This is a genomic window from Saccharibacillus sp. WB 17 (genome assembly GCF_008634075.2).
Classification (GTDB): Bacteria; Bacillota; Bacilli; order Paenibacillales; family Paenibacillaceae; genus Saccharibacillus; species Saccharibacillus brassicae.
Genome location: NZ_VPFK02000041.1, coordinates 56,333 through 79,548, shown reverse-complemented (window position 1 = coordinate 79,548; position 23,216 = coordinate 56,333). Strand labels below are relative to the sequence as shown.

Genomic DNA, 23,216 nt, shown 5'->3' with positions numbered 1-23,216 from the left:
GTGTCGATCGTCAGGGAAGAAATTTGGGTGCGCGCGCCGATCGAATATTGCTTCGACGCCGCCCGTGATATCGGTCTGCATCCGCACACGGTCTGGCCGCGAACGAAAGAGCGCACGCTGACTGGCGGAAGAAGAGACGGCCTGATGGAAAAAGGAGAAACGGTCGTGTTCGAAGCGGTCCATTTCGGCGTGCGGCAGCGCTTGGAATCGGTGGCGGAACAAATGGAGCGGCCGGACTTTTTCGTTGATCGGATGCGCCGCGGCGCGTTCAAGAAGATGATGCACCGGCATGAATTCGAGCGGAGCGAAGACGGTACGATCGTACGCGATATTTTGGAATTCTCGGCTCCGCTTGGGCCGATCGGCCGCCTGTTCGACGCGCTCGTCCTGAAGCGTTACATGACGGCGTTCATCCGGTACCGGCAGCATGCGCTCAAACAAAAAGTCGAAGAAATGTACTCCCAAGAGAGACAATAGTCCGCCCTTCGTGCAGCTTATACCAAGCCCGCCGATTTCTTTTTACGCCGAAATGCAAAAAAAGACTGTCATCCGATGTCGGTTTCGGGGTATGATTATTGAAATATTCTCGATCACTGGGGGCTTACGATGAACTACGTCAGTACAAGAGGTCAAGTTGAACCGAAAGGCTTTATCGATACCGTTCTGATGGGACTCGGCGAAGACGGAGGACTGATGATTCCGCAGCAGATTCCGACCGTATCGGCCGAAACGCTGGAACAATGGCAGGGGCTGCCTTTCCGCGAGCTGTTTATCGAAATTTTCTCGCTGTACGCCAACGGAGAAATTCCGGAAGCCGATCTGAAGCAGTTGGTGGAGTCCAGCTACGCTTCGTTCCGCGAACCGGAAGTGACGCCGGTGCGCAAACTGAACGATTCGCTCTACATTCTGGAACTGTTCCACGGCCCGACGTTCGCGTTCAAAGACGTGGCGCTGCAGTTCATGGGCGAATTTTATTCGTACGTCTCCCGAACGCGCGGCGAGATCATCCATATTCTCGGCGCGACGTCCGGCGATACGGGCGCGGCGGCGATCCAGGGCGTGCGCGGCAAAGAAGGCATCAAGATCTGCATTCTGCATCCGCACGAAAAGGTCAGCAAGGTGCAGGAACTGCAAATGACGACCGTGAACGACGAGAACGTGCTGAACCTGTCGGTCAAAGGCAACTTCGACGACTGCCAGCGCATCATCAAAGAGTTGTTCTCCGATCTGTCGTTCAAAAGCGAACATCATCTGCGCGCGATCAATTCGATCAATTTCGTCCGGATTCTGGCGCAGACCGTCTATTATTTCTATGCGTATTTCCGCGTCAACGAGCAGCTCGGCGAACAGGCGGCGGACACCCGGATCAACGTCAGCGTGCCGTCCGGCAACTTCGGCAACATTTTCTCGGGCTTTCTGGCCAAAAAAATGGGTCTGCCGATTCACAAGCTGATGATCGCGACGAACGAAAACAATATTTTGGAGCGTTTCGTGACGACAGGCGAATACCGTCCGGGCGAGTTCCGCAAAACGCACAGCCCGTCGATGGATATCCAGGTAGCGAGCAACTTCGAACGTTATCTGTACTATTTGCTGGACGAAGATTCCGAGCAGGTGTCGGCGTACATGGCGAAGCTTGCGAGCGAAGGCGGCATCACCGTCGAAGGCGAACTGCTGGAGCGGGTACAGTCCGAACTTCATGCGCTCGGCGCCAAAAACGAACAGGGGCTTGAACTGATGGGCCGCTACAAAAAAGAGTACGATTATTTGCTCGATCCGCATACCGCGTGCGGCGTGGCGGCGTACGAAGCGTTTAACGGGGAAGGCGAAGTGACTGCGGCGTTCGCGACGGCGCATCCGGCCAAGTTCGACGAAGCGGTCCGCCTGCTCGATATCGTGCAGGACTTCCCGGTCGAGATCGCCGAACTGGTCGCCAAAGAGCAGTTCCAGACCGTGATCGACAACGACAAAGCCGAAGTGACGCGCCAGCTCGAAGCCTTTTTTGCGGGCGACGCGGTAAGCAAAGCCTGATTTTCTCGCCAGCTCTCGCCAACATGGAACGCTTCCCTCAAGGGAGGCGTTTTTGTCGCGTCCTGGGTCCTGCGCTCTATGCAAACATGACTCTGTCCGCCGATTGCGGTATGCTGACTTAGGGAAAAGAAAACGAATCGCGGAACAGGAGCGTGGAACAAGATGACAACATTGGCCTGGATCGGAACCGGATATATGGGCGTGCCGATGGCGCGCAATTTGCTGCGGGCGGGTTATGCCGTACACGTCTATAACCGGACGGAGGAAAAAGCGCGGCCGCTGATCGAAGACGGAGCAGCGCTTGCCGCTTCGCCGCGCGAAGCCGCGCAGCAGGCGGAGATCGTCTTCGTCATGCTGACGAAAGGTTCGGCCGTGCAGGATGTATTCGCAGGCGAGAATGGCCTGCTTGCAGGGGTCGGCCCCGATACGGTCGTCGTAAATATAAGCACGATCGCGCCGGAAGAAGCGACAGCGTTCGCCACGCAGGTCGAACAGGCCGGCGGGCGTTACGTGGATGCGCCGGTATCCGGTTCGGTCGGCCCGGCCGAGAAGGGACAGCTCGTCATTCTGGCCGGAGGCGTGCAGGGCGACGTGGCGCGGTGCCAGCCGTTGTTCGATCGTTTGGGCAAAAAAACGATCCGGTTCGGCGAAGTCGGCGCGGGCAGCTCGGCCAAGCTGTCGATCAATCTGCTGCTCGGCGTTATGGCGCAGGGCATCTCCGAATCGCTGCTGATCGGCGAAAGCGCGGGACTTGATCGCGCGCAGCTGATCGAAATGATCGGCGAATCGGCGGTCAACACGCCGATGCTGGCCGGCAAAAAAGACATGTGGATGAACGAACAGTTCCCGGCGGCGTTCATGGTGAGTCTGCTGTCCAAAGATTTGGGGCTGCTGACGGCGGAAGCGAAACGCCGGAACGTCGAACTGCCGCTGGCCGAAGCCGCGGACCGGACGTACGCCGACGCGGTGCGCAGCGGCAAAGGCGAACTGGATATGGCAGCCGTCTGGCTGGAACTCAAGGAACGAAGCGAGAATCACTAAGGAGTTTTGCGTATGAAAGCCCGCAATATAGCTGTAAAGCTGCTGGCAGCGCTGATGCTGCTCGGTTACGGTGCCCTGCTGTTGTATTGGATGTTCTGGGGATTCGGGCGCGCGTCGCATATCGGGCTCGGCGGCTTCCGGTACAATCTGGAGCCGTTCGAGACGATCAAGCTGTTCACCCGCTCGGCCGGATGGGACAATCTGCGGGCGCCGCTGATCAATCTGGCGGGCAACGTCGCCGTGTTTGTTCCGTTCGGCGTGCTGCTGCCGATCCTGTTTCGCAAATGCCGGTTCTATCCGGTATTTCTGCTTCGTTTCCTGGCGCTGATTGTGGTGCTGGAACTGGCGCAGGGGATTTCGGGAGCGGGCGTGGCGGACGTGGACGATCTCATCTTGAACGGTCTCGGCGCGACGATTGGTTATGTCGGTTACCGCCTCGCGGCGGGTCCTCCGAACCGGCGCGGACAGCGGCGGGACGAACGGAAATCGGCCGCGGTGCAGCGAAGCCAAGCCGCGTCGGGACGAAGACGGTAAGGCCGGATTTAAGCCGGATTCGACAAGGAAGCGCAACTTGCGCTTCCTTTTTTGCGTTTAGAACATGAAGCAGACCATTCATGAAGGAGGCAGGCAGTATGAAAGCTACAGGAAAAGGGACATCAAGACGATTGGAAAAAAGACCGGAAAAACGATCACAAAAACGATCGGCAAAGGGATTGAGCCTTGTCGGGCACGGACGGTCCGGTATTCGGCTGCTGTTTGCGCTGCTGATCTTCGCCGTAAGCGTCGGAGCAAGCTTCGCGCTCGAAGCGAAGCCCGCTTACGCCTGCAGCTGCGCGATCGTCGATACGGAAGAAGCGGCGGGCTACGCGGATACGATCTTCTCGGGCCAAGCGGTGGAGAGACGCGAAACGCCGCCGGCCGCGGACGGTACGCGTTCGAGCGCCGATCCTGTGTATTACGAATTCAAAGTCGACGCGGCGTGGAAAGGGACAGCGTATGAGACGACGACCGTGTCGACGCAGATGAGCGAATCGTCCTGCGGAACGGAGTTCAAGCTGGGCGAGAATTATCTCGTCTTCGCGGGCAAGGACGGAGCGATGCTGTCGACCGGCCTGTGTTCCGGCAATCAATCGTACGCGTCGGGCGTGAAGCCGGCCGCGATGCAGCAGTTGGGCGAGCCGGTCGATGTGCTGCCCGGCGCGTCGCCCGGTTCGCCGGCTTCCGCCGAAGCCGGCGATAACGGTTCTTCGGCGGTGCCGGCTTATGTCTGGTGGATCGCCGGAGCGCTGGTGCTTGCGATCGCCGTGTTGGCCTGGGCACGCGACCGCCGCAAGCCCCGCGCCTGAATCTTCGCGAAGCAGGCAGGCATTTGGGACAAACGACGCTTCCTTTTTGGCAGAGGGAGCGGTAGAGTGGAAGAACGCCCGATGCGGGCCGCACAACCCGAAGCATAACGGAAAGGTGAGAGGACGTTGACGATTTTTTATATGATCCGGCACGGAGAGCCGGATTGGCATACGTACAAGCCGCTAAATCTCAAAGGCAACGGACGCGACTTGGTTCCGTTGACGGAACGGGGCCGGCGGCAGATCGCCGAAGCGGCGGCAGATTCCCGCTTGCGGCAGGCGGAACTGATCGTGTCTTCGCCGTATACGCGCGCGATGCAGACGGCGGCCATTTTGTCGCGCAGGCTGAACCTGGACATCGCGGTCGAACACAATCTGCGGGAATGGCAGCCGGACCTGTCGTTCGAATACGACAGCGAAGAACGGATGCGCGAACTGCGCGACGACTACGACCGCTGCGGCGGCGTCTATCCGGCCGGCGAGCCGCGTCTGTGGGAGAGCCGCGCCATGCTGCTGCGGCGCCTTGAAGGCGTGCTGGACCGCTTCGCGGAGCATTCGAGCGTAATTCTGGCCGGGCACGGTACGCTGTTCGGCACGCTCGTGGGCCGGAGCGATATCGCGCAGGGCGAGATCGTGGAATACCGGACGGGAGCGGACTCCCGATGAGAAGCGACCGCAAGCGCCGGCACCGGCCGCGCCTGCACGCGAAGCGGCGAAGCGCCTACATGGCGGCAGCGGCGGCCGCCATGCTGCTCGGCCTCGCTTCGCGGCGCGAAACTTCCGCGCTGCCGGACTGGCTGGCCGACAACGCCGGCGATGCCCTGTGGGCAGCGCTTGTGTACGCGCTGATCCGGCTGCTGGCGCCGCGGAGCCGCCCGGCCGTCTGCGCCTTGTACGCGCTGCTGCTGAGCTTCGGCATCGAGTTCAGCCAGCTGTACCGGGCGGAATGGATCGACGCGCTGCGATCCACGACGTTCGGCGCGCTCGTGCTCGGCCGAGGCTTCCTGGCCGTCGACCTGGCGCGCTACGCGGCGGGCATCGCGATCGCTTGCGCCGCCGACGCGGCTTCGCTTCACCTGCTCGGCCGCACCAATATCGAACATTCGGGCAAGGGGGAAACGGCATGAAGAAAACCGCGATCGGCTGCGCACTTATGCTCGGCGGCACATGGATGGTCGGCTGCATATTTATCGCGGCCGTGCTGTTCGTGCCGCATATGTCTTCGTGGGAAGGAACGCGGGTCTGGTACGCGATCTTCGGCGGAGGACCTTACGAAGCGGATTTGAAGCAGAGCATGGCGCTGGGGCTGCCTTTTGCGATCGGCGCGCTGATGTTCGCTTCGGGCATCGCCATTTTGGCCGTCGAATATTTCCGGCCCGACAAGCGCCGGGAACCGGCACCTGCCGCCGCGCGTTCGGCCGAGCTGCCGGCTGAGGCATCGCTTCGGCCGGCAGCCGGCCCGCTGTCGCTGAATACTCACCCGGCTGCGGGAACTCTTCCGCCGGCCGGCGAAACCGGAGAACTGCCGACCATGAAGGAAGTTCGTCCCTGACACATCCCTCGATGAATAATTACGCATCCAAGGAGGAACACCACACGCCATGATCGATATTCGTATTCTCCAGGAAGACGATCTGCCACAGCTCGCCGGGCTGTACGCCGAACTGGTCGAACAACCGTCGTCGACGCAGCGGATGCGCGAGACGTTCGCCGTCTTGGCCGCCGATCGCAATTACCGGCTGCTGGGCGCTTTCGAAGGCGAAGCGTTGGCCGGCAGCGCGATGGGCGTCATCTGCCACGACCTGATCGGCGATTGCCGTCCGTTCATGGTCGTGGAGAACGTGATCGTCTCCGAAGCTTTTCGCGGCCGCAAAGCCGGGAAGCTGCTGATGGAGGAACTGGAGCGGATCGCGCGCGAGCACCGCTGCGCGTACGCCCTGCTCGTCTCCAGCGGCTTCCGCACGGAAGCCCACGCGTTCTACGAAGCGCTCGGGTATGACGAAGACGTACGCGGTTTCCGCCGCAGGCTGACGCCCTAGGCGGGCGCTGCGCCGCAGGAACAGCCGGACCGGCAGGGTCCGGCTTCTTTTTCCGAAAAAAAACAGAGGGATGTTGTAATCGCTTTATAAGTTGTGCTACAATGAACGCAACAACAGGATTGTGACCGGTCATGCGGGCAATGCCTAAGTTAACGCAAATGTTATTAACTCGTAGGGAGCATTCCCTGCCGACTTGATGATATTTGCATTAACTTAGGCTTTTTTTATAGGCTGACGGCCTGGATCGGAGATCGAAGTCGTCGGAAATGCGCGATTGCAGTCGGGAGTGAAAACAATGATTATCGAAAAAGTGCTTAACAACAACGTGCTGCTGACCCGCAACGCCAAAGGAAAAGAAGTCATCGTCATGGGACGCGGCATCTCTTTCAACAAAGTCATCGGGGACGAAGTGGACGAACACAAGATCGACAAAATTTTCATGCTCAATACGAACGAACTCACGGCGCGGCTGACCGAGCTGCTAAACGAGATTCCGGTCGCGCATCTGGAGACGGTCAAATCGATCGTCGAACATGCGGGCGCCGTGCTCGGCGAAGAATTGAACGACAACGTGTATCTGTCGCTGACCGACCATATCTCGTATGCGATCGAACGGCACAGCAAAGGCATCGACTTCAAGAACGCGATGCTGTTCGAGATCAAGCGCTTTTACAAAAAAGAATACGGCATCGGCCAGGACGCGCTCCGGATGATCGAAGAGCAGGTCGGGGTCCGGCTGCCGGAAGACGAAGCGGGCTTTATCGCGCTGCATATCGTCAACGCCCGCACGGACGGGGCGGAGATGCGGCTGACGATGGAGATGACGGAGATCGTGCATCATATTCTCAATATCGTCACGTACCATTACGGCATCGTGCTCGACGAGTCTTCGCTGAGCTATTCGCGGTTCCTGACGCATTTGCAATATTTCTCGATGCGGCTGCTGCGCAAGGAAGTGCAAGAGAGCGGGGAAGACTTCCTGTACGAACAGGTTCGCCTCAGCTACGCCAAAGCGTTCGACTGCGCCAAAAAGATCGACGATTACCTGCAAAGCACGTATCATCAATGTCTCAGCAAAGACGAATACGTCTACCTCACGATTCATATTCAACGCATCACGACGCGCGGCGAGGAATAAGGTCGCACCGACAATTGCATACGAAACTCTTCTATCGGACACAGGGTGTAACTGGTCATGCAGGCAAAACCTGAGCTGGTGAGAGAACGAACGTTTTTTGCCGAATTTTTGCGCGCGCAAACCGTCCGATTCTGTCACGAGCTCAGGTTTTTCTGCGTTTTACGGAGACGCAAACGGCAGCCGGCGCCGTTTGCTCCTTCGGTAAAGCGCACAAATTCAAGCTCGGCCCGTTCCAGACAAGTCGAACCATTTCATACAGGGAGGCATGACCCATGAACGCAAAAGATCAAGAAATCGCCAAAAAAGTCATCGAAGGCGTAGGCGGGGAAAACAACGTCAGTTCCGTGTTCCACTGCGCGACGCGCCTGCGGTTCAAATTGAAAGATACGTCCAAAGCGGACAAGGAAGGCTTGAGCCAGACCCCGGGCGTCGTCACGGTCGTCGAGAGCGGCGGACAATTCCAGGTCGTCATCGGCAACAACGTGCCCGAAGTGTTCAAAAGCATGATGGAGCAAAGCAATCTCAAAGACGCCGAAAGTGCGGAAGGCAGCGAATCGACCGAGGAAAAAGGCAGCCTGCTGAACCGTGCGGTCGACATGATCTCCAGCATCTTCTCGCCGCTGCTCGGCGCGCTGGCCGGAGCCGGGGTACTCAAAGGCCTCGTCGCCCTGTTCCTCGTGCTGGAATGGATCACGCCGGAATCCGGCACGTACCTGATTCTCAACGCCGCGTCGGATAGCGTATTCACATTCCTGCCGATCTTCCTGGCGATCACGTCTTCGCGCCGCTTCAAGACGAATATGTTCGTCTCTGTCGCGATCGCCGGCGCGCTCGTCTATCCGGCCATCGCCACCGCGCAGGGCGCCGCGGAAGCGCTGACCTTCCTCGGGATTCCGATCGTGCTCGTGACGTACACGACGTCGGTCATTCCGATCATCCTCGCGGTCTGGGTGCAGTCCTACGTCGAGAAGTTTTTCTCGTCGTTTATCCACCAGTCGGTCAAAAACATTCTCGTGCCGATGTGCACGCTGCTCGTCGTCGTGCCGCTCACGTTTTTGGCGTTCGGCCCGATCGGCAATATTATCAGCGAAGGACTGGCCAGCGGATACACGTGGCTGTACAACCTCAGCCCGATCGTCGCGGGCCTGATCGCCGGCGGTCTGTGGCAGGTATTCGTCATCTTCGGCGTACATTGGGGCTTCGTTCCGATCATGCTCAGCAACCTGGGCACGATCGGGTACGATACGATGCTGCCGATGCTGGCCGCTCCGGTCTTGGCTCAAGCAGGCGCCTTGTTCGGCATTTTCCTCAAAGCGAAAAACCGCGACCTCAAAGCGCTGTCCGGTTCCGCGACGCTTGCCGGCATCTTCGGCATTACCGAACCGGGCATTTACGGCATTACGCTGAAGTATAAAAAGCCGTTCATTCTGGCCTGCATCTCCGGCGCGATCGGCGCAGCCATCATCGGCGCCGGCGGCGGACGCGCCATTTCGTTTGCCCTGCCGAGCGTGCTCGCCATTCCGGCCTACGTCGGAACAGGCTTTGCCACGACCGTCATCGGCATCGCCGTCGCGTTCGCGCTGGCCGCCCTGCTGAACCTGTTCCTGTTCAAGGAACCGGTCGCGGAAGCCGCCAAAGCGTCTGCCGTTACGACCGACGGACAGCGCGTATCGGCGGCTCCGCGCGAAGCGGTCTCCGCTCCGGCGGCCGACAGCCTGCTCAAAAAAGAAGTGATCACAAGCCCGCTCGAAGGGACTATTCAAGCGCTGGACAGCCTGCCGGACCCTGCCTTCTCGTCGGGCGCGATGGGACAGGGCATCGTGGTCGACCCGACCTCGGGCCGCCTGACGTCCCCGGCCGCCGGCACGGTCACGACCGTGTTCCCGACCGGACACGCGATCGGCATCACGACAGACGGCGGCGCGCAGCTGCTTATTCACGTCGGCGTCAACACGGTGCGGCTCAAAGGGCAATTTTTCGATAAAAAAGTACAGGAAGGCGACCGGGTGGAAGCCGGACAGCTGCTGCTCGAATTCGATCTGGAGCAGATCAAAGCGGCCGGCTACGTCACGGCGACCCCGGTCATCGTCACGAACTCCGCCGATTATCTGGACGTGCTCAAAACGACGGAATCTTCTGTCAACAACGGCGATTATTTGCTGACGACGGTCGTCTGACCGCTGTCCGCAGGCGGCGATCCGGGTTTTCCCAGACGCTCCGCCGCACGTAAGTCCCGGACACCCGCATCAGGGTTCCGGGGCTTTTTGCGTTTAGAAAAAGCCCGGGGGGTGTAATAGCGGGTAGCAGCATATTTCGTCTACATTTGGGAGGACGCCTTAACATGTTCAAACGCATGGAAGAGATCATGATCGAGATTCCGGACGTCGAAAAGCCAGATCCGAATGCCGCAGCGGCCGTGCAAGAACTGCTGGGAGGCAAATTCGGCGAAATGTCTACGCTGAACAATTATCTTTTCCAATCGTTTAACTTCCGTTCCAAATCGAAGCTGAGACCGTTCTACGACCTCGTCATGAGCATCACGGCCGAAGAACTGGGCCACGTTGAGTTGGTGACGCACGGCATCGGCAAAATTCTGCAGGGCTCCACGTCGCCGGGCGATCCGGACAAAACGCCTCTGGATGCCGTCAAGGACGCCAGATTGTCTTATCCGTTCCTCGCGGGCGCGCAGGGCGGCATGCCGATCGATTCCATGGGCAACCCGTGGACCGGCGCGAACGTGTTCAACAGCGGCAACCTGGTCGAAGATCTGCTGCATAACTTCTTCCTGGAGTGCGGAGCGCGTACCCACAAGATGAAAGTATACGAAATGACCGATCATCCGGCGGCAAGAGCCGTTGTCGGCTTCCTGCTCGTGCGCGGAGGCGTGCACGTGGTCGCGTACGCGAAAGCGCTCGAAGTGGCGACCGGCGTCAACGTTACCAAGCTGATTCCGATTCCTTCGCTGGACAACCGCAAGTTCAACGAAGCGCGCAAATACGAAGAAAAAGGCGTGCACACCAAGCTGTACACGTGGAGCGACAACGATTTCAACACGATCGACCAGATCTGGAAAGGCACCCATCCGGAAGACGGATCGCCGCTCGAAGTCATCGCCGGCGTCCCGAAAGGCGTGCCGATTCCGGAAGCTCCGCCGATCGACGAAGAATTCGCGCCGGGCATTTCCGCGGACGAGTTCAAGGAAATCGCCAAACGTCTCAAGCAGTCCGGCAACATCAAAGAATAAGGCGCTTGACGCCGTCATCAAGCAAGCCCTGCTGCCCGTGATCGGGCGGCAGGGCTTTTCGATTTGCACGGAGCTCGCGGAGAAGTACGGGACACAAGTACAAGGCGCAGGGCCGGTCGCCGCGAAGCGGCTAGAAGCGGCCTTCGATCAGCTTGGCCGTACGGATCAATTCCTCGTTGTCTTTGGCGGCGATGCCGGACAGCAGCATCGTTCCGTCTTCCAGCCCGATCCGGCCGCCCAGCCCTTGCAGCATCGCCTCTATGTACATCGGCCACATCGTTTGGTCCGAGCCGTGCAGCAGCAACGGCAGCGCGCAGCCGGACCGATGCAGCACGGTGCGAATCCGCCGGACGACGGCGGATTCCCGGCCTTGATCGGATTCGTGAATCCCGATCAGCACGCGCAGGCACGAGCCGAAGCCGGGCATGGCGGCGAAACGTTCGGCGTCGGCTTCGCCGCACAGTCCGGCTTCGACGCCGATGCCGCGTTCGAGCGCCGCGGCGATCATCCATTCGGCGTCGGCTTCATGGATATTGATCGAGACGTAGTCGGGCAGCACCTGCCACGAACGCAGCAGCCGCATTTTCGCGCCGCTGCCCGGCAAAATCGACCCGGCGGTGGAGATGCCGATCGGCACCCCGGGTACCCGGCCGCGTACGGCCAGCAGCATGCGGGCGACGTCGGCCGCTTCGAGACTCTCGCCGCCGCGTTCGCAGCGGACATGGATATGCAGTTCGGCGGCTCCGGCGCGGACCGCCTTTTCGGCATCGTCGGCGATCTCTTCCGGGGTAAGGGGAACGGCGGGATGATCGCTGCGGGTCCGCGACCCGTTGAGGCAGGCTTGAAGCATTCGGGATTCTCCTTTTTATGGACGCCTGATAAAATTATGTCATATTCCAGTTATCGGAAGAAGAGAGCGCTTTTTTTAGCGGACAGGCGGATTGAAATTCCGAGTATAAGATCCATTAATTAACATTTTAATGATGAACAGATAGGTGATTTGCCTTATTTATTGGGCTTTAGCCCGGACTAAAGTCGTTTTTAATGCTTGCTTTCTAATAAAAAAAACTTTTTGTCCGATATGTTTTATAATAAGAAAACAAGTTTGTAGGTACATCGAGGAGGTTGTCCATTGCGAATCCATGTCACGGATCTGGAACACGGCGATACGCTGAGGGAAGACGCGTTCAATGCGGCGGGGCTGCACGTACTGCCCAGAGGAACGGTAGTCAAGTACGAAGAGACGGAACTGCTGAACCGCCACAAGATCGACTACGTCGAAATCGAGCCGCGGACGGCGGCGAACGGAGCCGCTTCCGTGATCGGAGCCGCGATGCAGAGCCATATCGAACTGGCAATCCGTGGCTACCAAACCATTTTTCTGGAAGCGCTGACGAGCGGAAAGTTCGACGAAGCGACCGTCGATCTGCAGCTTGAGCCGCTGCTGCGTACGGTGGACCAACACCGCGACGTCGTGTCGCTGCTGCTCGTGCTGGAACGCGAAGACGTCAGTCTGTACAACCACTCGATGCAGGTCGGGATGCTCTCCTACTACATCGCGACCTGGCTCGGCTATACGCGCAAAGACTGTTACGCAATCAGCAAAGCCGGCTATTTGCACGATATCGGCAAAAGCAAAGTGTCGCCGACGATTCGCAACCAAACAGATTATTTGACCGACTACGACCGGCAGGAGCTGAGCAAGCACACCAAGCTCGGGTACGACGTCATTCGCGGTTCGATGGCGGACGAGACGACCGCGCTGGTCGCCTGGCAGCACCACGAGCGCGAAGACGGTTCCGGTTACCCGCAGGGATTGACCAAGCCGGACATTCATCCGTACTCGCAGATCGTGGCGGTCGCCGATACATACTTGAGATTGTCCGAGAGCAAACGGGGAGAACCGAAGCGTCCCTTGCTTGAAGTCCTGCGTGAAGTGAGCGAGCTTGGCTTCGGCAAGCTGAACGAAAAGCCGGTTCAGGCGCTCGTCCAGCATCTTATGTCGAATCTGATCGGCAAAAAGGTACGGCTAAGCAGCGGAGAGACGGGGACGATTATTCTCAACAATCCGTCGGACCTGTTCAAGCCGCTCGTGCGGGTCGGCGACGAATTCCACGATTTGTCGCGCGAGCGCAATCTGGTCGTTGACGAACTGTTCATTTGACGCCTAACCCTAACACCGCTCTCATAATGTCGTTCCCTATTACGCATATCCAGGCTTTTTCGGGATTTTCCCGAAAAAGCTTTTTTCTTTTTACGGCCAAAACAGATAAAAAAGGAGTTCCTATAATTAAATATCAATATATGAAAAATTCATGATAGAATATGCCGATTGATCAAAACCGCGAAAAAGGCGACAATAACATGAGCGGAAAATCGATAACGACACATATGGGGGATGAACGGCGATGATAGAATTATTGGTCGTGCGGCACGGGGAGTCGCAGGCGGATCTGGAAGACCGCCACGAAGGACGGGCGGATTTTGAATTGACGCCGCTCGGCGAACGCCAGGCGGGCCTTGCGGCAGCCTGGATCGCGAAGCGGTATCGGCCGCACGAGATTTTGTCGAGTCCGCTGAAGCGTGCCGCGCGCACGGCGGAAGCGATCGCGCAGGAGTGCAAGCTGACCGTCGCTTACGACGAAGAATTGATGGAATGGGACAACGGTCTGCTGGCCGGGCTCAAGCGCGAAGAAGCGCGCCTGCGTTTCCCGCTGCCGGTCTCCGGCCGCCAGCCGTACGACACGTTTGCCGATACGGAATCGGAGATCCAGTTCCGGGCGCGGGCGGAAGCGGTTCTGTCCAAGCTGCTGTCGTCGCAGCGCCCGACTTCCGACCTGCGGCGTATCTGCATCGTATCGCACGGCAAAATGATCAACATGCTGTTCCACAGCCTGATGAATCTGCCGTTCCATACGGAGCTGTCGCTTGCGACCGGCGATACGGGCGTGCATCTGTGGCGGATTGACGGCTCGCGCCGGCGCATCGTGTTTACGAACGCGCAGGAGCATCTGCGGAACTGAAGCGTCAGGAAGGAGGAACACCATGCCTACGGCAATCGAATTGCACAACGTCTCCTGGAGACGCGGCGAACAGACGATTCTGCAAGACATCGACTGGGTCGTCGAACAAGGCCAGCACTGGGCCGTGCTCGGGCTTAACGGCTCGGGCAAGACGAGTATCCTGAACATGATCAACGGCTATATGTGGCCGACGAGCGGCGAGATCTCCGTGCTCGGGCGCAAGTTCGGCACGGTCGATCTGCGCGAGCTGCGCAAATCGATCGGCTGGGTCAGTTCGTCGCTGCAGGAGAAGATCCGGCCGAGCGAGCAGGCGCTCGACATCGTGATCAGCGGCCGCCACGCTTCGATCGGGCTGTACGCCGAAATCGAAAGCGAAGACCGCTGCAAAGCGCAGCGATTGATGGAAGATCTGGGCTGCGCCCATCTGCTCGGCCGGGCGTACCAGACGTGTTCGCAGGGCGAAAAGCAGAAGCTGCTGATCGCGAGGGCACTGATGGCGTCGCCCAAGCTGCTCATCCTTGACGAGGCCAGCAACGGCCTGGACTTTATCTCGCGCGAAGCGCTGCTGCAGAGCATCGACCGCCTGGCGGCCCGAAGCGATGCGCCGACGCTGCTGCTGGTGACGCATCATACGGAGGAGATCTCCGCCGTATTCTCGCATTCGCTGCTTATTCGGCGCGGTAAGATCTTCGCCCGGGGCCGGTCGGAAGACGTGCTGACCGAAGAGAAGCTGAGCGAATTTTTCGAAATGCCGGTCGCCGTGGAACGCAGAGGCGGGCGGGCCTGGCTGTCGGTACGCTGAGCCTTTGGCGTGCGCCGTGCGCGAGAAAGATGCGCAAAACGGTTATTTTCTCCCCGTAACGGGTAATGATACGTTGTCGAACGACATCAGACCATTTCGAGGAGGCAAACAACATGAGCAATCCAAACGAAGATCCGAATCAGAAAAGCGCGGGCGAAGACACATTGATGGAAAAGACAAGAAAAGAAAACGGATCGAACGTCGAAACGCAGGCAGACGATTGGACCGGCAAAGCTTCTTCGCAGCAGGCCGGCGACAAAGAAGACAAGTAAACCGTTTCAAGAACACAATCGGCAGGGCGGACGTATTCGCATTCGTAATGCCGTCGACGGACACCGGTTCAACCGGTGTCCGTTTTTGCTATGCCGAAGCTCCATCACATTCCGGTTTGCCCAATAAACGGAATTCCAGTAGAATGAAAAGCGATAACGAATGACGAAACGAGCAATCCATAGCAGACGGGAGCAGATAAGATGAGCGAGCTGATTATGCGTACGGCCAGACCCGACGATGTCGCGCAGTTGACCGAGATGCGCTACGAATCGACGCTGGAGAACCATCCGGAAGTGACTTTGACGGACGAGCAGCGGCGGGATTACGCGGACGAGATGCAGGAGTTTTTGATCGAAGCGATCGGGTCCGAGAATTGGGTAGTCTGGCTGGCCGAGTACGGCGAAGAAATCGTGGGACACGCTTACCTGGAGATGGTACGCAAGGTGCCGCGTCCCGGACGCATGACCAAGCCTTTTATTTATATGACCAACGTCTATACGCGACCGCAGCATCGGGGCCTCGGCATCGGCAGCCGGCTGGCCCAGGTGATCGAGCAGTGGGCGCGCGAGCTGGACCACGATTTCATCATGGTGTGGCCGAGCGGTCGCGGCGAAGAGTTTTATACCAAAAACGGCTATTCCGCCTGCTCCGTGCCGATGGAATTGAAGTTGTAAAAAGCCCCATCGGGCATTGTAAGCCGGACCGATTCGTTTTATAATAGAGATGCAAGGTCAATTAAGGTCAAACAAACGTCGTGCACAGGACTTCATCGACAATTCAATTTCGAGAGGAGAATGGAAGATGTTTGAACAAGGCCCTTTTGGCAGACAAGCGGAAGAAATGTTCAGTCAGATCGCTAAAACGTTCGGAGATACGTTCGGGGAGGAATTCGCCGCTCCGTTCCGGGAACGGGCATTGTCTTTCCGCACCGACATCCACGAAGATCACGGCCGGTACCTGCTTGAAGCGGAGCTGCCGGGCTTCCGCAAGGAAGAGATCGATATCGATTACACCGCTCCGCATTTGACGATTCGAGCCGTGCGGCAGCAGGCAGAACCGGTAACCGAAGAAGACGGCCGCCGGGCGATCCGCAGCGAACGCCGTTACGGCGAATTCGTACGGCGCTTTTACCTGGAAGACGTCGACCGCGAAGGCATTCGCGCCCAACTCAAAGACGGACTGCTCAAGCTGGACATTCCGAAAAAGGAAAACACGATCAGCAAGCGCATCCTGATCGAAGGCGAAGACTGATTCGTCTCGCTTGAGAGCGTTCGGGCGCAAGCCCGTGAACGCTGCGCTGTATCGAATAGATGACCAATAAACCCCTCCGGGCAGACCGCACGGAGCGGCCTCATCCTCGATGAGCGCCGCCCGCACGATCCCCCGAAGGGGTTTTTCTTCGTTTCCGCGGTGTCTGCCTGGCTGCCATGCGCTTGAAGCGCGCCCGTGCTTCCCGCAGTCTGTTCGACCTGACTGTTCAAGCTTTCAAATTCGCCGGCAGACAGATCCGCACGCTGTACGATTCCGCCTTCTGGGACACGTCGAAGCTTCCGCCGTGATTGTGCACGATTTTCTCGCACACTTTCGTTCCGATGCCGTTGCTGTCTGTCCGGTCGCTGTCCGGTTTGACGGCATTGGCGAAATAAATGCACAGCCGCTCTTTGCGCAGCGTGCAGCGAATCGAGACCGGTTCCGATTTGTCCGCGTATTTGAGCAGGTTGGAGAACAGATTGTCGAATACCCGCTGCATCGACATGACGTGTATGGGCAGCGTGAACGGTTCCTCGCACGGAACGAACCGGAATTCAAACCCTTCGTCGATCAGCAGCGGCGCATGGGTACCGATCAACTGGTCGAGCAGCGGCGGACCGTCGTATTCCTCCAACTCGGGCAGATCGTTTTGGCTGTAGGACAGCAGGAAATATTCGAACAGTTGATCGGACAAATCTTTGATGCGGTACGCATTGTCTTTGCTGTTGGCCACGTATTTGAACAGCTGCTCTTCCGTTTTGTATTTGCGATACTGGATAATGTCGAGGTAGCCGATCAGCGCCGTCAGCGGCGTGCGCAGATCGTGCGACATCGCTGTCACCAGCTCGTTGTTGGCCTGCCGGGCCGATTCCTCGTTTTCCAACCGTTCGATAAACGATTTGCGCATCTCGTTGACGCTCTGTGCAAGCGACGACAATTCGTCTTTGCCCCGGATCGTGATCGGATGCTCCAGATTGCCGCCTTCCAAAATTTTGATTTCTTTTTCCAATACTTCGACATAAGACGTCTTGACATGGATCAGCAGTACCACAGCCAGCAGGAACAGGGAGAACGCCAACGCCAGCGATACGAAAGTGACTGTCGTATAATATCGGAATTCGGTGAACGATTCCACGAATACTTCCGCGTCCGCATCGGCGAAAGAGATCGGGAGAAGGGCGCTGTCGGACACGAAAGGCTCTGTCGATTGCGTACCGATTTGCATGTTGTAACCGTTGGAAGCATAGACCAGCTGCTTGTCTTTATACACGTAAATGTTCAAATATTTCTTGTTTTTCACCCAATCGTCCAGGCGTTTGCCGTCATCAATACTCAAGCCGTTTTTGGACACGTAATCGGACAGTTGAGCGACCGTACGTTGGTTTTGCTGCGCGATGAACGAAGGCTGGCCGAAATAATGATCAATCACGTTCCAGCCGACCGTTTGCAGCGTCAAAAACAGCAGGACGGCCAATACGACAGCCAAGCCGAGTGCCGCGGTCAGCTTCACTTTGAGTTTGAGGAAAAAAGCGGGCCTACTCAATTCGATACCCTTTTCCCCACACCGTTTTGATCAGTTTCGGCTCCTGGGGATCGCTTTCGGTTTTTTTTCTCAGATTGCGGATATGGACCATGACGGTATTGTTGCAGCTGTAAAAATACGGTTCTTCCCATACGCTTTCGTACAAATTTTGCGCCGAAAAGATTTTGCGCTGGTTCTGGGCCATGAGCAGCAAAATCTGGTATTCGATATCCGTCAGGACGACTTCCCTGCCGTCGACGCGCACTTCGTGCGAATCGGTATCGATCGTCAGGTCGCGGATTTGGAGCAGATGGGAAGGGGGGGCGTTTTTTTCTTTGCCCCGATAGACGTAATACCGCCGCAGCAGCGCTTTGACCCGGTATACCAGTTCGGTATAGGAGAAAGGCTTGGACATGTAATCGTCGCTGCCGACCGAAAAAGCCATGTATTTGTCCGAATCCTGCGTTTTGGCCGTCAGGAACAGGATCGGGGCGCTCGATTTTTCCCGGATCTCGATACACGCTTTGAAGCCGGATTTGACGGGCATCATGATGTCGAGAATGATCAGGTCGATCTGTTCGTCCACTTTGCGGACCGCATCGTCGCCGTCCACGGCTTCGACGACCCGGTAATTTTCGCTTTCGAGCAGCACCCGAACGATCTCCCGGATCTCGTCGTTGTCGTCGGCGATCAAAATAGTTTTGGGTTCTTTCACGTTCAGTCCTCCATGCGCAGCGTCGATTTTTTTACCTTTTACTTGTTAGTTTACTTCCTTTAACGGCTGAACCGGGTCTTCGCTTAAGAATTATTAAGAATTGACGCATGCGCTTCTTAAGACGGGTTCGGTAACTTGTGGAGAATGTATCCTATAACCCACAAGAAGGGGTCGAACGCAGCCAATGAACAAAATCGGACGATTACTAAAATCCAAATGGATCTGGATAGGTCTTCTTTTTGCCGGAATTGCGGCTTGGTGGATCTGGTCTTCCATGTTGAGCGCCAAACCGAACGCCGGACCGGATTTGCAAAATTTGCAGACGACCGAATTGCAAAAAGGGGAAGTGACCCGTTCGCTGCTCGTATCGGGCACGGTCCAGAGCCAGAACAGCCGAAATATTTATGCGCCTTCTTCACTCAAATTGATGGAAGTGCTGGTTAAGGAAGGCGATACGGTCAAAGCCGGCCAGAAGCTGGCGTCGCTTGCGACAGCCGATCTTATTCTGGACATCCAATCGGCCGAACTGAATCTGAAGACCGCACGCGAAGCGCTCAAAAGCGCGGGGACCGACAACAAAAACGCGATCGCGACCGCCAAGGGGAGTGTGGATGCCGCTGCGCTTGAAGTGAAGACGGCGCAGCGGCAGTACGACGAAGCCAAACTCTACGCGGAGAAGCAGCCGAGCACGGCGGTCGTATCGGCTCGCGCGGACGTGGAAACGGCGGAGCGGCAGCTGGCCCTCAGCCGCAGCCAGGCGCAGGGCCGGTCGGGCGGCGCTTTGGCATCGGCCGAAAAAGATCTGGAAGTTGCGCAGCGGCAGTACGATCTGTTGTCGGCCCAGCAGCAAAACCGGTCAAACACCACGGTCGTTTCGGCTCAAAAAGAGCTGGATATTGCCAAAAAACAATATGAAAATCTGGCGGCGCAATCGAAAAGCGGCTCGGGCGGCACGACGGTCTGGTCCGCGAAAAAAGAACTGGACGTCGCCCAGCGCGCCTACAACCAGTTGGCCGCCCAGGGTTATTTTACCCCGACCGTGCAGGCTTCCAAAAAAGACCTGGACATCGCGGAGCGGGCGTACAAAGAATCGCAGCTGCTGCCCGAAAACACGGCGGCGGTCAAAACCGCCAAAACGGAACTGACGAACGCCGCCAATAAGTACGCCCAACTACAAGCCGGCAAGCCGCTGAGCGAACAGTCTTCGCTGAACCGCTATAACAGCGCCGTCGAAGCGTTGAATCAAGCGCAGTCCGGCTCGAACGGGCAAATTACGCAAGCTTCGCTCGCCCTGCAAAACGCGGAGCGCGATTACCGCAGCGCCTCGGCCGCGTACGAAGCAAGCAAAAGCGCGACCGTTCCGGCCGGCGATCCGGCGCTCAAAAGCGCGGCCGATCAAGCCAGTTCGGCTGTGAGCGACAGACAGGCGGCGCTGGCCGCCGCTTATCAGGCGCAAAAAGACGGCATCCGGACGGCCCAGGAAGCGGTCACGAGTTCCAATCTGGACTACAAGCAGGCGGTCGCGAGTTCGGCGGAAGCGCTGGAACAGGCCAAGCAGAACGTGGATCGTGCGCAGGTCGCTTACGACGCGGCGCTCAAAAGCGCCGCGGATGCCCGGATCACCGCCAAAGATACGTGGGAAAAAGCGAAACAATCGTTCGACACCGTCTGGAACTCGGCGCAGGAAGCGCTCTTGACCGCCGAAGATACGCTGGAGAAAAGCAAACAGGCGTACGGTACAGCGCTTGAAGGAGCGTCGCAGGCGCTCGTCACGGCGCAGGATACGCTGGAAAAAGCGCAGCAGGCGTACGACAACGCGGTCGCAAGTTCCGGGGAATCGCTGACGACGGCGCGCGACACGCTGGATCGGGCCAAGCAGTCCTACACGGGCGCGGTCAATACGGCCAACGAGGCATGGGCCGCTTCCCGGGAAGCGTTGGAAAAATCGAAAATCGGTTACGAAAGCGCGCTGAAAAACCAAAGCGATGCGTTCGCTACGGCCGCGGCAGCGCTCGAGCGCGCGCAAAACAGCTACAAAAGCACGCAGTTAAGCCAGGAAATCGCCGAATCCAAAACGGACGAAGCGGCGGAGGTCAATATCGGCCTGCAGCAGATCGGTCTGCAAAAGTTGAAAAAACAGCTGGCGGATACCGTGATTACCGCGCCGATCTCCGGCACGGTCACTTACAAAAACGCAGCGGTCGATCAATTTGCCGCAGGACTGCTGTTTACGATCGAAGACAAAACGAAATTGACCGTATCGGCTGCGATCAGCGAAGCGGACATCGGTTCCCTGAAAGTCGGACAGTCGGCCGTCGTGCAGACGGAAGCGACGGGAGACGAATCGTTCCCGAGCAAGGTCGTCTATGTCGGCGCAGCGGCGGTAAAGAGCGGCGGCGCGGCCGAAACGACGGGAACGGCCGCTGCGGCGCCCGCTGCGAACACGGCGGTGCAGTTCGCGGCCAAAGTGGACATCGCCAAAGCCGATCCCCGTATCCGGATCGGGACGAGCGCCCGAATGACGATTGCGCTTGAACAGAAAAAAGACGTCTTTTCCGTCCCGCTGGATGCCGTGAAGATCGGAGACAGCGGAAGTTCGGTCTACGTGTTAGAGAACGGCACCCTGCAGGAAATGCCGGTCACGACGGGCATTCAGAACGATATCGTAACCGAAATCGAATCGCCGAAGCTCGCACCGGGCATGAAGGTGTTGTCGTCCGCGCAGGATGCCGCCGCTCCGATGCCGGCGATGCCTGGAGCGTCCGGGGAGGCCGCCGCGAATGATTGAGATCCGCAACCTGGTCAAACGGTACTTTGCCGGCACGCCAAACGAGATTACGGTACTCGACGGGATCAATCTGAGCATCGCCGCAGGCGAGTTCGTGGCGATCGTCGGCCAATCCGGTTCCGGCAAATCGACGCTGATGAATATCATCGGGGCGCTCGACCAGCCGAGCAGCGGCGAATACGAGCTGGGCGGCACGCCGATCCAGCAGATGAACCGCGACGAACTCGCGCGGATTCGCAGCCGGCAGATCGGCTTTGTCTTTCAATCGTTCAACTTGATCCCGCGCAACAGCGCGCTCAAAAACGTGGCGCTGCCCATGATCTATGCCGGCATCAAACCGTCCGAGCGTACGCGCCGCGCCCGGGAACTGCTGGAGATGATGGATATGGGCGAGCGGATGGACCACCAGCCGAACGAGCTGTCCGGCGGCCAGAAGCAGCGGGTCGCGATCGCAAGGGCGCTCGCCAACAATCCCGATCTTATCCTGGCCGACGAACCGACCGGTGCCCTGGATTCCAAAACGGGCAATCGGGTCATGGAAATTTTCCTGAAGATCCACCGGGAAGAAAAAAAGACGCTGCTCTTTATTACGCACTCCGTCGAACTGGCCGAACTGTGTCCGCGCGTCGTGACGCTCAAAGACGGACGGATCATTTCCGACCAAGCCGGATCGAACACGGGAGGACTGCTGCATGATTGAGAACCTGCTGCTGTCGCTGGAGAGCCTGCGGGCGAACAAAATGCGCTCTTTTCTCACGATGCTCGGCATCATTATCGGTATCGCGTCCGTCATCGCCGTCATTTCCGTCGGCAATGCGATGACCTCTTCCGTCACGAGTCAATTCGCGGAAATGGGCGTCAACAACGTGTCGCTCGGCCTGCAAATGCGTTCGAGCGACATGAGCGAAGCGTCGGACGGCGCGGCGGCGAAAGTGCCCAAAGACACGGACCGGATCTCCAACGAGCAGATCGCCGCGATGACCAGCCGTTTTCCCGAGATCGAGACGGTCTCTTTGTCCGAAGAAGCGGGGCGCGGCAAAGCCAAGCTCGGACGCAAATTCAGCAACGTGTCGCTGACGGGCGTAAATCCCGGCTACGCCAAAACGAACAAAATCAAAATGACGCTGGGGCGCTACGTCAGCGACACCGACGTCAAAGGCACCCGCAGCGTGATCGTCATCTCCGATCGAAGCGCCAAAGCGCTGTACGGATCGAATGAAGCGGCGATCGGCCAAACGCTGATCGTCTATACCGACAAAGCGATCAAAGCTTTTGTCGTCATCGGCATCTATGCCTACGTGGAGACGCCCGGCATGGGGGGAAGCGGAGCCATGACGTCCGAGAAAGACCTGGAGACGAGCGGCTATATTCCGGTAAGCACCGCCAAAAAAGATTCGCCGTACAAAGGATTCACTTCGTTGACGATCGTTCCTCGCGCCGATATCGATCCGACCGTTTTTACGGAGAAGATCGGCAGCTACCTGAGCAAGCAGTACGAGAAAAATAAAAACTGGGAATCGTATGCGTACAACATGAAAGCGGAATTGGAATCAAGCAATAAGGTGCTGGGCACGTTATCGATCGCATTGGCGGCGGTGGCCGGCATCGCGCTCGTCGTTGGCGGGATCGGCGTCATGAATATCATGCTCGTGTCCGTCACGGAGCGCACGCACGAAATCGGCATTCGCAAAGCGCTCGGAGCCCGGGATGCACATATTCGGACGCAGTTCGTGGCCGAAGCGATCATGCTGTGCGTGACGGGAGGACTGATCGGCATCGCGACAGGCGTGGGACTTGGCATGGTCGGTTCCAGGCTGCTGGGAGCGTCATTTACGTTTTCGCCTTATGTGCTGGCGGGCAGCGTCCTGTTCTCGATGTTTATCGGCATTTTCTTCGGTTATTATCCGGCGAACAAAGCGGCCAAGCTCAATCCGATCGACGCGCTGCGTCACGAATAAGCGAAGCGAACAAGAGAATCGAACAAGAGAATTGAATAAGAGAAG

Annotated in this window: 24 protein-coding genes; 21 read left to right on the top strand and 3 right to left on the bottom strand. The window is 58.0% G+C overall.

Annotated elements, in window-relative coordinates; all coding sequences use genetic code 11:
- From FTE24_RS18600 to FTE24_RS18545, 12 genes are all read left to right on the top strand, one after another.
- Complete coding sequence (locus FTE24_RS18600; RefSeq protein WP_150232549.1) at window positions 1-477, top strand: SRPBCC family protein; 477 nt, start codon at window positions 1-3, stop codon at window positions 475-477.
- Between the two features lie 129 nt (window positions 478-606).
- On the top strand, window positions 607-2,031 hold the full coding sequence (gene thrC, locus FTE24_RS18595) for a threonine synthase (protein WP_150231110.1): 1,425 nt from the start codon (window positions 607-609) through the stop codon (window positions 2,029-2,031).
- A gap of 162 nt (window positions 2,032-2,193) precedes the next feature.
- The gene (locus FTE24_RS18590; protein WP_150231108.1) at window positions 2,194-3,072 is read left to right on the top strand and encodes an NAD(P)-dependent oxidoreductase; all 879 of its coding nucleotides are present in this window, start codon (window positions 2,194-2,196) and stop codon (window positions 3,070-3,072) included.
- A 12-nt stretch (window positions 3,073-3,084) separates the two neighbouring features.
- Entirely contained in the window at window positions 3,085-3,606 is a 522-nt protein-coding gene (locus FTE24_RS18585) for a VanZ family protein (protein ID WP_150231106.1), read from the top strand.
- A gap of 179 nt (window positions 3,607-3,785) precedes the next feature.
- Window positions 3,786-4,418, top strand: coding sequence for a hypothetical protein (locus tag FTE24_RS18580; protein WP_160441830.1), 633 nt, complete (start codon window positions 3,786-3,788; stop codon window positions 4,416-4,418).
- Between the two features lie 126 nt (window positions 4,419-4,544).
- The gene (locus tag FTE24_RS18575; protein WP_237401834.1) at window positions 4,545-5,084 is read left to right on the top strand and encodes a histidine phosphatase family protein; all 540 of its coding nucleotides are present in this window, start codon (window positions 4,545-4,547) and stop codon (window positions 5,082-5,084) included.
- The gene (locus tag FTE24_RS18570; protein ID WP_150231102.1) at window positions 5,081-5,545 is read left to right on the top strand and encodes a ribosomal maturation YjgA family protein; all 465 of its coding nucleotides are present in this window, start codon (window positions 5,081-5,083) and stop codon (window positions 5,543-5,545) included. The genes FTE24_RS18575 and FTE24_RS18570 overlap by 4 nt, the downstream gene beginning before the upstream one ends.
- On the top strand, window positions 5,542-5,970 hold the full coding sequence (locus tag FTE24_RS18565) for a hypothetical protein (protein ID WP_150231100.1): 429 nt from the start codon (window positions 5,542-5,544) through the stop codon (window positions 5,968-5,970). The genes FTE24_RS18570 and FTE24_RS18565 overlap by 4 nt, the downstream gene beginning before the upstream one ends.
- Window positions 5,971-6,019: 49 nt before the next feature.
- Window positions 6,020-6,457, top strand: a complete 438-nt coding sequence (locus tag FTE24_RS18560; protein WP_150231098.1) for a GNAT family N-acetyltransferase — start codon at window positions 6,020-6,022, stop codon at window positions 6,455-6,457.
- 295 nt (window positions 6,458-6,752) lie between these two features.
- The gene (gene licT, locus FTE24_RS18555; protein ID WP_150231096.1) at window positions 6,753-7,595 is read left to right on the top strand and encodes a BglG family transcription antiterminator LicT; all 843 of its coding nucleotides are present in this window, start codon (window positions 6,753-6,755) and stop codon (window positions 7,593-7,595) included.
- A 272-nt stretch (window positions 7,596-7,867) separates the two neighbouring features.
- Complete coding sequence (locus FTE24_RS18550) at window positions 7,868-9,772, top strand: beta-glucoside-specific PTS transporter subunit IIABC (protein WP_150231094.1); 1,905 nt, start codon at window positions 7,868-7,870, stop codon at window positions 9,770-9,772.
- 164 nt (window positions 9,773-9,936) lie between these two features.
- Window positions 9,937-10,839 (top strand): manganese catalase family protein, encoded by a 903-nt coding sequence (locus FTE24_RS18545; RefSeq protein WP_150231092.1) that lies wholly within the window; start codon window positions 9,937-9,939, stop codon window positions 10,837-10,839.
- A gap of 130 nt (window positions 10,840-10,969) precedes the next feature.
- Here FTE24_RS18545 and FTE24_RS18540 read toward each other — a convergent pair whose 3' ends face one another.
- Window positions 10,970-11,689: a 3-keto-5-aminohexanoate cleavage protein gene (locus FTE24_RS18540; RefSeq protein WP_150231090.1), complete on the bottom strand. Its 720-nt coding sequence runs from the start codon at window positions 11,687-11,689 to the stop codon at window positions 10,970-10,972.
- A gap of 282 nt (window positions 11,690-11,971) precedes the next feature.
- Here FTE24_RS18540 and FTE24_RS18535 point away from each other — a divergent pair, with 282 nt between their 5' ends.
- From FTE24_RS18535 to FTE24_RS18515, 6 genes are all read left to right on the top strand, one after another.
- A complete protein-coding gene (locus FTE24_RS18535) occupies window positions 11,972-13,003 on the top strand; it encodes an HD-GYP domain-containing protein (protein WP_150231088.1) in 1,032 nt (343 codons plus the stop codon).
- Window positions 13,004-13,247: 244 nt separating this feature from the next.
- Window positions 13,248-13,862: a histidine phosphatase family protein gene (locus FTE24_RS18530; protein ID WP_150231086.1), complete on the top strand. Its 615-nt coding sequence runs from the start codon at window positions 13,248-13,250 to the stop codon at window positions 13,860-13,862.
- A 22-nt stretch (window positions 13,863-13,884) separates the two neighbouring features.
- Window positions 13,885-14,664 carry an ABC transporter ATP-binding protein gene (locus FTE24_RS18525; protein WP_150231084.1) on the top strand — a complete coding sequence of 260 codons (780 nt, stop codon included), beginning with the start codon at window positions 13,885-13,887 and terminating at the stop codon, window positions 14,662-14,664.
- A 113-nt stretch (window positions 14,665-14,777) separates the two neighbouring features.
- Window positions 14,778-14,936 carry a hypothetical protein gene (locus FTE24_RS23080; protein WP_170315079.1) on the top strand — a complete coding sequence of 53 codons (159 nt, stop codon included), beginning with the start codon at window positions 14,778-14,780 and terminating at the stop codon, window positions 14,934-14,936.
- 201 nt (window positions 14,937-15,137) lie between these two features.
- A complete protein-coding gene (locus FTE24_RS18520; protein ID WP_237401833.1) occupies window positions 15,138-15,611 on the top strand; it encodes a GNAT family N-acetyltransferase in 474 nt (157 codons plus the stop codon).
- Between the two features lie 127 nt (window positions 15,612-15,738).
- Complete coding sequence (locus tag FTE24_RS18515) at window positions 15,739-16,188, top strand: Hsp20/alpha crystallin family protein (RefSeq protein ID WP_150231083.1); 450 nt, start codon at window positions 15,739-15,741, stop codon at window positions 16,186-16,188.
- Window positions 16,189-16,414: 226 nt separating this feature from the next.
- Here the strand turns inward: FTE24_RS18515 and FTE24_RS18510 are convergent, their stop codons facing one another.
- On the bottom strand, window positions 16,415-17,731 hold the full coding sequence (locus FTE24_RS18510; protein ID WP_150231081.1) for a HAMP domain-containing sensor histidine kinase: 1,317 nt from the start codon (window positions 17,729-17,731) through the stop codon (window positions 16,415-16,417).
- On the bottom strand, window positions 17,724-18,425 hold the full coding sequence (locus FTE24_RS18505; RefSeq protein WP_337190069.1) for a response regulator transcription factor: 702 nt from the start codon (window positions 18,423-18,425) through the stop codon (window positions 17,724-17,726). Before FTE24_RS18505 ends, FTE24_RS18510 begins: the two co-directional genes overlap by 8 nt.
- 274 nt (window positions 18,426-18,699) lie before the next feature.
- Between FTE24_RS18505 and FTE24_RS18500 the strand changes: the two genes are divergently transcribed.
- Genes FTE24_RS18500 through FTE24_RS18490 form a run of 3 tightly spaced genes read left to right on the top strand, consistent with a single transcriptional unit; the run spans window position 18,700 to window position 23,171 of the window.
- Complete coding sequence (locus FTE24_RS18500; protein ID WP_160441829.1) at window positions 18,700-21,213, top strand: HlyD family efflux transporter periplasmic adaptor subunit; 2,514 nt, start codon at window positions 18,700-18,702, stop codon at window positions 21,211-21,213.
- Window positions 21,206-21,913 carry an ABC transporter ATP-binding protein gene (locus tag FTE24_RS18495; protein ID WP_150231075.1) on the top strand — a complete coding sequence of 236 codons (708 nt, stop codon included), beginning with the start codon at window positions 21,206-21,208 and terminating at the stop codon, window positions 21,911-21,913. Before FTE24_RS18500 ends, FTE24_RS18495 begins: the two co-directional genes overlap by 8 nt.
- On the top strand, window positions 21,906-23,171 hold the full coding sequence (locus FTE24_RS18490) for an ABC transporter permease (RefSeq protein WP_150231073.1): 1,266 nt from the start codon (window positions 21,906-21,908) through the stop codon (window positions 23,169-23,171). Before FTE24_RS18495 ends, FTE24_RS18490 begins: the two co-directional genes overlap by 8 nt.
- Window positions 23,172-23,216: the final 45 nt, after the last annotated feature.

Bases quoted from the DNA above. Each gene is read 5' to 3' on its own strand.
- FTE24_RS18570 (WP_150231102.1), top strand. From the start codon at position 5,081: ATGAGAAGCGACCGCAAGCGCCGGCACCGGCCGCGCCTGCACGCGAAG.
- FTE24_RS18545 (WP_150231092.1), top strand. From the start codon at position 9,937: ATGTTCAAACGCATGGAAGAGATCATGATCGAGATTCCGGACGTCGAA.
- FTE24_RS18585 (WP_150231106.1), top strand. From the start codon at position 3,085: ATGAAAGCCCGCAATATAGCTGTAAAGCTGCTGGCAGCGCTGATGCTG.
- FTE24_RS18490 (WP_150231073.1), top strand. From the start codon at position 21,906: ATGATTGAGAACCTGCTGCTGTCGCTGGAGAGCCTGCGGGCGAACAAA.
- FTE24_RS18550 (WP_150231094.1), top strand. From the start codon at position 7,868: ATGAACGCAAAAGATCAAGAAATCGCCAAAAAAGTCATCGAAGGCGTA.
- FTE24_RS18565 (WP_150231100.1), top strand. From the start codon at position 5,542: ATGAAGAAAACCGCGATCGGCTGCGCACTTATGCTCGGCGGCACATGG.
- FTE24_RS18515 (WP_150231083.1), top strand. From the start codon at position 15,739: ATGTTTGAACAAGGCCCTTTTGGCAGACAAGCGGAAGAAATGTTCAGT.
- FTE24_RS18560 (WP_150231098.1), top strand. From the start codon at position 6,020: ATGATCGATATTCGTATTCTCCAGGAAGACGATCTGCCACAGCTCGCC.
- FTE24_RS18525 (WP_150231084.1), top strand. From the start codon at position 13,885: ATGCCTACGGCAATCGAATTGCACAACGTCTCCTGGAGACGCGGCGAA.
- licT (WP_150231096.1), top strand. From the start codon at position 6,753: ATGATTATCGAAAAAGTGCTTAACAACAACGTGCTGCTGACCCGCAAC.
- FTE24_RS18540 (WP_150231090.1), bottom strand. From the start codon at position 11,689: ATGCTTCAAGCCTGCCTCAACGGGTCGCGGACCCGCAGCGATCATCCC.
- thrC (WP_150231110.1), top strand. From the start codon at position 607: ATGAACTACGTCAGTACAAGAGGTCAAGTTGAACCGAAAGGCTTTATC.
- FTE24_RS23080 (WP_170315079.1), top strand. From the start codon at position 14,778: ATGAGCAATCCAAACGAAGATCCGAATCAGAAAAGCGCGGGCGAAGAC.
- FTE24_RS18495 (WP_150231075.1), top strand. From the start codon at position 21,206: ATGATTGAGATCCGCAACCTGGTCAAACGGTACTTTGCCGGCACGCCA.
- FTE24_RS18590 (WP_150231108.1), top strand. From the start codon at position 2,194: ATGACAACATTGGCCTGGATCGGAACCGGATATATGGGCGTGCCGATG.
- FTE24_RS18530 (WP_150231086.1), top strand. From the start codon at position 13,248: ATGATAGAATTATTGGTCGTGCGGCACGGGGAGTCGCAGGCGGATCTG.
- FTE24_RS18500 (WP_160441829.1), top strand. From the start codon at position 18,700: ATGTTGAGCGCCAAACCGAACGCCGGACCGGATTTGCAAAATTTGCAG.
- FTE24_RS18520 (WP_237401833.1), top strand. From the start codon at position 15,138: ATGAGCGAGCTGATTATGCGTACGGCCAGACCCGACGATGTCGCGCAG.